5 protein-coding genes and 1 pseudogene are annotated in these 5,810 nt (G+C 35.4%); 3 read left to right on the plus strand and 3 right to left on the minus strand.

What is annotated here, in order from left to right; translation table 11 throughout:
* Nucleotides 1-305: 305 nt before the first annotated feature.
* Genes radC through dnaA form a run of 3 tightly spaced genes read right to left on the minus strand, consistent with a single transcriptional unit; the run spans nt 306 to nt 3,887 of the window.
* Nucleotides 306-992 (minus strand): RadC family protein, encoded by a 687-nt coding sequence (radC, locus tag Cyrtocomes_RS04925; RefSeq protein ID WP_322498082.1) that lies wholly within the window; start codon nt 990-992, stop codon nt 306-308.
* Nucleotides 993-1,003: 11 nt separating this feature from the next.
* Nucleotides 1,004-2,521, minus strand: a complete 1,518-nt coding sequence (locus Cyrtocomes_RS04930) for an acyl-CoA carboxylase subunit beta (protein WP_322498086.1) — start codon at nt 2,519-2,521, stop codon at nt 1,004-1,006.
* Nucleotides 2,522-2,552: 31 nt separating this feature from the next.
* On the minus strand, nt 2,553-3,887 hold the full coding sequence (gene dnaA, locus Cyrtocomes_RS04935) for a chromosomal replication initiator protein DnaA (RefSeq protein WP_322498083.1): 1,335 nt from the start codon (nt 3,885-3,887) through the stop codon (nt 2,553-2,555).
* Between the two features lie 646 nt (nt 3,888-4,533).
* Between dnaA and Cyrtocomes_RS04940 the strand changes: the two genes are divergently transcribed.
* The 3 genes and pseudogenes from Cyrtocomes_RS04940 to Cyrtocomes_RS04945 all read left to right on the plus strand — a co-directional run bounded on the left by Cyrtocomes_RS04940 (nt 4,534) and on the right by Cyrtocomes_RS04945 (nt 5,698).
* The gene (locus Cyrtocomes_RS04940) at nt 4,534-4,863 is read left to right on the plus strand and encodes a hypothetical protein (RefSeq protein WP_322498084.1); all 330 of its coding nucleotides are present in this window, start codon (nt 4,534-4,536) and stop codon (nt 4,861-4,863) included.
* 194 nt (nt 4,864-5,057) lie between these two features.
* A pseudogene (locus Cyrtocomes_RS06205) lies at nt 5,058-5,129 on the plus strand (transposase-like zinc-binding domain-containing protein); the annotation flags it as partial.
* Between the two features lie 197 nt (nt 5,130-5,326).
* The gene (locus Cyrtocomes_RS04945) at nt 5,327-5,698 is read left to right on the plus strand and encodes an IS1 family transposase (protein ID WP_322498085.1); all 372 of its coding nucleotides are present in this window, start codon (nt 5,327-5,329) and stop codon (nt 5,696-5,698) included.
* Nucleotides 5,699-5,810: the final 112 nt, after the last annotated feature.

Below are 5,810 nucleotides of genomic sequence, written 5' to 3' on the forward strand. Positions count from 1 at the left end.
TTCGCTAAACTCAAAGAAAATCGACGCTTAGCATTACGATTTGAGAAATCCGATCTCTCTTTCCTTGCCTTTATAGCTTTAGCATCTATTAAATACAACCTTTGTTAACAGTGCCTAATAATTTTATACAGCTTTAGCTATACCTCTTATCACAAAGTGGTTGTGCGTAGTATAGTTATTTAAGTTAAATTAGCATAAGCTGTAATACAAGAAGTATCATGCTATCTCAAATAAAATGACTATAAGTAATGCAAATTTTATAAACTGATTTTTAGTATTCTGTACAAAAAGATTGTATAGAGAATTTAAAGTAGCCCAGTCGCCTTGAAAGAATAATGAGAATTTTTAGCAACTATAATATGATCATGAACAACAATATGAACTCCTGAAAGAGCATGCTCTATACTCCTTGTTAGCACTATATCTTGTTCAGAAGGCAGGCAATCCCCACTTGGATGATTATGGACTAATATTATTGCAGATGCATTATGAGCTATGGCATGTTTCACAATCTCTCTTGGATAGACACTTACTTTATCAATAGTACCGCTATCCAAAAGTTCATCCGCAAGAAGAAAATTTCTTTTATCTAAAAATAAAATTCTAAAAAATTCCTTTCTTTTAAAGCCCATAGTCAAGTTGCAGTAACTTATAACTGAGCTCCAATTACTTAATACGTGCCATTCTTTCTCATTGATATTTAAATGAAATCTACTGAATATATCCATCATCATTTTCAGCCTTATTATTACAGAATCTCCCACCCCAGTTACAGATTTGAGATCATGAATATCCGCAGAAAATACCCCTTGAAGTGAAGAAAATTTCTGCAATAAAGTTTTGGCTAATATCTTTGTATCCTTTCTTGGAATAGCATCAAAAAGGAATAATTCCAGTACTTCATAATCTGCAAAGGTTCTTAGTGGAGACCTTAGGAAACGCTCCTTAAGTCTCTTTCTGTGTCCAAGAAAATTTTCTTGATCACTTGGCATGATATAAAGGGTTATATAGGTAAGTTATCGTGTTTTCTCCATTCGGGCTGAATTTTCTTATTTTCCAGTATGGCAAGTGCCTTGCAAACTTTATCTCTTGTATTATAAGGCCTTATTATATCATCTATATAGCCTCTAGAAGCGGCTGCAATTGGTGAAGAAAATTTCTCTTCATATAACGATAGCGCATCTTCTATCTCTTTTTCGCTTTTATTCCTATATAGTACAGAAATTGCCCCTTTCGCGCCCATAACTGCTATTTCAGAATTGGGCCAAGCATAATTTATATCAGCTCCCAGGTGTTTAGAGCCCATAACTATATAAGCGCCACCATAAGATTTTCTTAATATTATAGTAATCTTAGGAACCGTTGCCTCCGCATACGCATAAAGAAGCTTAGCTCCATTCCTTATTACGCCGTTATGCTCTTGGTTTGTACCTGGAAGGAAACCAGGCACATCCACCAAGCTTAGTATAGGTATATTAAAGGCGTCACAAAATCTTACAAATCTCGCGGCCTTTATTGATGCATTTATATCTAGGCATCCTGCAAGATGCATAGGTTGGTTTGCAATTATACCAACAGTTCTACCTTCGAACCTTGCAAAACAAATTATTATATTTTTTGCATATTCTGGTTTTATTTCGAAAAAATCACCCTCATCAACTATTTTTTCTATAAGTTGCTTCATATCGTAGGGTTTGTTTGGATTTTCTGGGACTAAAGTTTCAAGTGAAATTTCTATTCTATCACCAGGATCTTTTGTTTCCCTCATAACCGGGCTTGATGAATTAGAGGATGGCAAAAAGTCCATCAACCGCCTAATTTGCTGAAGGCAATCTATATCATTTTTAAATCTAGCATCACATACAGCGCTCTTAGTACTATGGAGTTTTGCTCCGCCAAGCTCCTCATGCGAAATTTTTTCATGAGTAACGGCTTGTACTACATCAGGCCCTGTAACATACATGTATGATGTTTTATCTACCATGAATATAAAATCCATTATCGCTGGTGAATAAACTGCGCCGCCAGCACATGGCCCCATCACAACAGATATTTGTGGTATAACACCAGATGAGTCAACATTGCGTTGAAATATATTACCATACCCTGCAAGTGCATCAACCCCTTCTTGTATGCGCGCTCCCCCTGAATCACTTATACCTATTATTGGTGTTTTCAATTTTAACGCCATGTCTTGTATTTTTCGAATCTTAGAGGCGTGGGCTTCACCTAACGAGCCACCCATAACTGTAAAATCCTGACTAAATACACAAACTAACCTTCCAGTTATGGTGCCATAACCTATTATCACGCCATCTCCAGATATTTTATCCAATTCGAAGTTAGTGCATCTATGCTCTGCAAATGCATCTATCTCCATAAATGAGTCTGGATCTAGCAGTACGTCTATTCTTTCCCTAGCGGTGAGTTTATTTTTAAGGTGTTGCATATCTATTTTAGCTTGGCCACCACCCAGCTTAGAGGCTCTACGCTTTTGTTCTATTATTTTATTAAATTTCATCACCGTATCAAACAAAGCAGATCAAAAGTACTCAGAGTGCTATTATCTTATTTTTTACCTCGAGTAAATCCCGGCTAAGGTCCGGGTCATTTTTTATTTTTTCTTCAAAAATCTTGATTGAATATAATACTGTTGCATGGTTTTTCCCACCAATCAATGCCCCTATTTCCTGAAAGCTGAGCTTGGTAAGCTCCTTTGCTAGATAGCATATGAATTGTCTTGCCTTTACTATATTTTTTAGTCTTTTTTTAGATTTTATATCTTCTTGGCTAATGCCGCACATACTAGAGACAGCATTAATAATGTTATTTGTAGATGATAAAGAGACTTTATCTCTTAAAGAAGACTGCAGCACATCTCCACACACCTTTTTTGTAGCTTGAATATTATTTAAGTTACAGAAAGTTACGGTCCTTCTTAGAGCTCCCTCAACTTCCCTTGCGCTTGAAGTAAAATTTTCTGCTAAAAATGATATTGCGTCTTCTGGAAAATCATGTTGTCCCATGATAGAGATTTTTTTTCTAATTATTTCTTTGCGCAGCTGTATACCGGGTCTTTGCATTTCTGCAATCATGAAGCTGGATAACCTAGATTTTGTTCTTGTATCTATCTCTAGAGAATAAGGAGATCTATCTGATGCAATTACTATTCTTTTATTGGATTCCATAAGTATATTCAGTGTACGTGCAAACTCTTTCTGGGTACTTACTTTTCCACATGTGAACTGTATATCATCAAATAAAAACACGTCTATAGATCCAATGTTCTCTCTAAACCTTATTAGGTCATTATTTCTGACAGAGGCAACATAGTTTTGTGCAAAATTTTCTGCACTAACGTAATAAACCTTATGAGCGCGATAATCTTGTTTTATTTTTGATGCTATAGCCTGTAAAAGGTGCGTTTTCCCAACGCCAACATCACCTTGTATATATAACCAGTTACCAAACTCAACATTTGTTTTACTTAAATCTGAAATTGAGAGTGCGGCAATCCTTGCTACTCTATTTTGATTACCCTCTACAAAATTTGCAAATGTAAATGATGAATCAAACTGTGGTGTTATATCTGCCTCGATAGAGCCGCTGCGTGTTGTATTTATTTGTTTGCTTATAGATATATCTATTTTTTTTACCCCATACTTTTCTCCTATTTTTTTCATTTCAGAAAAGTAGTTTGTAATTATCCATTCTCTTACGAACTTTGTAGGAGCGAATATAGATAAGGTCTCTCCATTCATATAGTCCAATGATAATTTGCTAAACCAGTTTTCATATACAGCTTGACCGTACTTTTCACGTAGTTCGTGCACGATAGTTTCGAAGTCCGCAGTTGTAGAACATTTTTCTGCTGATAAAGTACTCATATTAAAAATTCAAATCAAACTTGCATTATAAGGAAATTCTACTTAAGGTAGAATTTTACCCTGTTTACTATGAAAGGCTCACATGGACCAATGTCTGCGCTCAGTAAAAAAATGAGACAGTTTATACCGACCTGATGTGCAAAATACAGCATACACGGCTCAAAGAGCCTGGCTGGTGCACGCACCGATAACAAAACTAGCGCATACCGTAGTATGTGCCTAAATATCGAGTTTTATAGAGCGACCAAGCAAACCAAACTCCAAAAAGAGTTGGCACACTTTCTCTAATTTTTACCTAAGAGTAAAGTAAATTTACTTCTGTATTAGGAAATAAATGTATTGACTTCTTTCTTTGCCAGATAAATGTATGCCTTGTAGTAAAGGCAATTGTCGGTTGCAGAATTATATGGAATTTATTAGTTTTTATTCGCTTTATTTATTAATTATTAGCTTAGTACTCTATATTTTAAGGTAAATCCCAAATAGGGATTTTGTAGACTAAAATTGAACATTTTATATAAAGATGGCTGATGATCCTCGTATATAAAGTGAAAGTACTAATAATATACAATACAGTTTTGATTAATAAAAAATAAGATGCTACCTTTAAAGCATGTAAATTATTCTCCACGACATACTTTAATTTATGGGCCATAGTAATAATAATGCTGATGATGTTTGCACATATATAACGCAGATAGCTGTTGCATTTTCAAAAAGTGCGGAAAAGGGGATCTTTTTTCTTAAATCTGCTATAAGACCTGAGAGTCAGGATTCTAATAAGAGTTTTGATGATTTGATATCTAGTATGAGGCACGGTCTTGCGCCTCAAGGTGAGTTGCTGGATAAAGTAATAGATAATATGATCCTTTTGAGGAAATTATGTGCCGCTCATGGGTCGTCAAGAGTGATTGCAGAAAAAGAGATCAAAAAAATAGAAGATTATGTTGCTATCCTTACAAGAAAAAGTTTGTAGTCTAGACTTTTTATGAAACTTAATTGATGAATTAAACATACAAAGAATAGATTTATTTCAACAAGATACCTTAAATGAAATATGAATGGATCTAGAAACTATGAGAGTCTTCACATTTAGATAGTTTTTGGTAGAATGCTATTAAAATACTCAATTAGGTTGGTTTCAGATGATCATCTGAAACCAGTTGCAAAAGTGAAGATACGCATAAGAATGGCCATGTGCGCGGGATTCAGCGCTATAAATGTAAAGCATGTAACACTTGAGAATTTTGTGAAGGGAGATCGTCGGTATAAACGTGAAACGACAGTCAAAAGGCTTTTTGCGTGATCTTCTACAGCCTTGGGAAAGCCTCATTTTCCATGAAAAGTCTTAAAAATCATTCGCCCATTTATCGGTGGATCGTAGAGGCCAAGACTCCAGAACCCAGCATTTCTGGCAGATATCTAGGAGACAGAGTTCGATGAAATGTAGCATTTTCTTCAAAAAAAGTCAAAAACTCTGGGTCATCAAGGATCGTAGCAGAACTATTGCCTGTGTTACAGGGGATGCTACAACGTTCAAGCGACTTTTTGAGAAAGTAGAGAGTCTGGAAAATTGCCGATTTTACACGGATGATTGGGATGCATTTGCCAAAATTTTGCCTAAAAATCGCCATGTTATCGGCAAATCAGGAACCGTATGCATTGAGCATAATAACAGCAACACAAGGCATGACCCGCCGCACAAAAATTGTATCCAAAGAAGAGGAAATGGTTACTATAAAGCTCTGGTGCGCTCTTACAACACCGGAGATTTTTCAGCATTATCAGGATATATTATTATCTATCTTTAGGTGAAAACTCTCAAAAATTGATGATCAAAAATTAAGTCAATATGTTGAGGCGCATCCAGATTCCTTTTTATCAGAAATAGCAAAAGAGTTTACTGCACAAGGCATATTTTAT

Source organism: Candidatus Cyrtobacter comes (genome assembly GCF_034470605.1).
In the GTDB taxonomy this organism is placed as follows: Bacteria; Pseudomonadota; Alphaproteobacteria; order Rickettsiales; family Midichloriaceae; genus Cyrtobacter; species Cyrtobacter comes.

Coding starts and splice junctions, on each gene's coding strand:
- radC (WP_322498082.1), bottom strand. CDS start 992: ATGCCAAGTGATCAAGAAAATTTTCTTGGACACAGAAAGAGACTTAAG.
- Cyrtocomes_RS04930 (WP_322498086.1), bottom strand. CDS start 2,521: ATGAAATTTAATAAAATAATAGAACAAAAGCGTAGAGCCTCTAAGCTG.
- dnaA (WP_322498083.1), bottom strand. CDS start 3,887: ATGAGTACTTTATCAGCAGAAAAATGTTCTACAACTGCGGACTTCGAA.
- Cyrtocomes_RS04940 (WP_322498084.1), top strand. CDS start 4,534: ATGGGCCATAGTAATAATAATGCTGATGATGTTTGCACATATATAACG.
- Cyrtocomes_RS04945 (WP_322498085.1), top strand. CDS start 5,327: ATGAAATGTAGCATTTTCTTCAAAAAAAGTCAAAAACTCTGGGTCATC.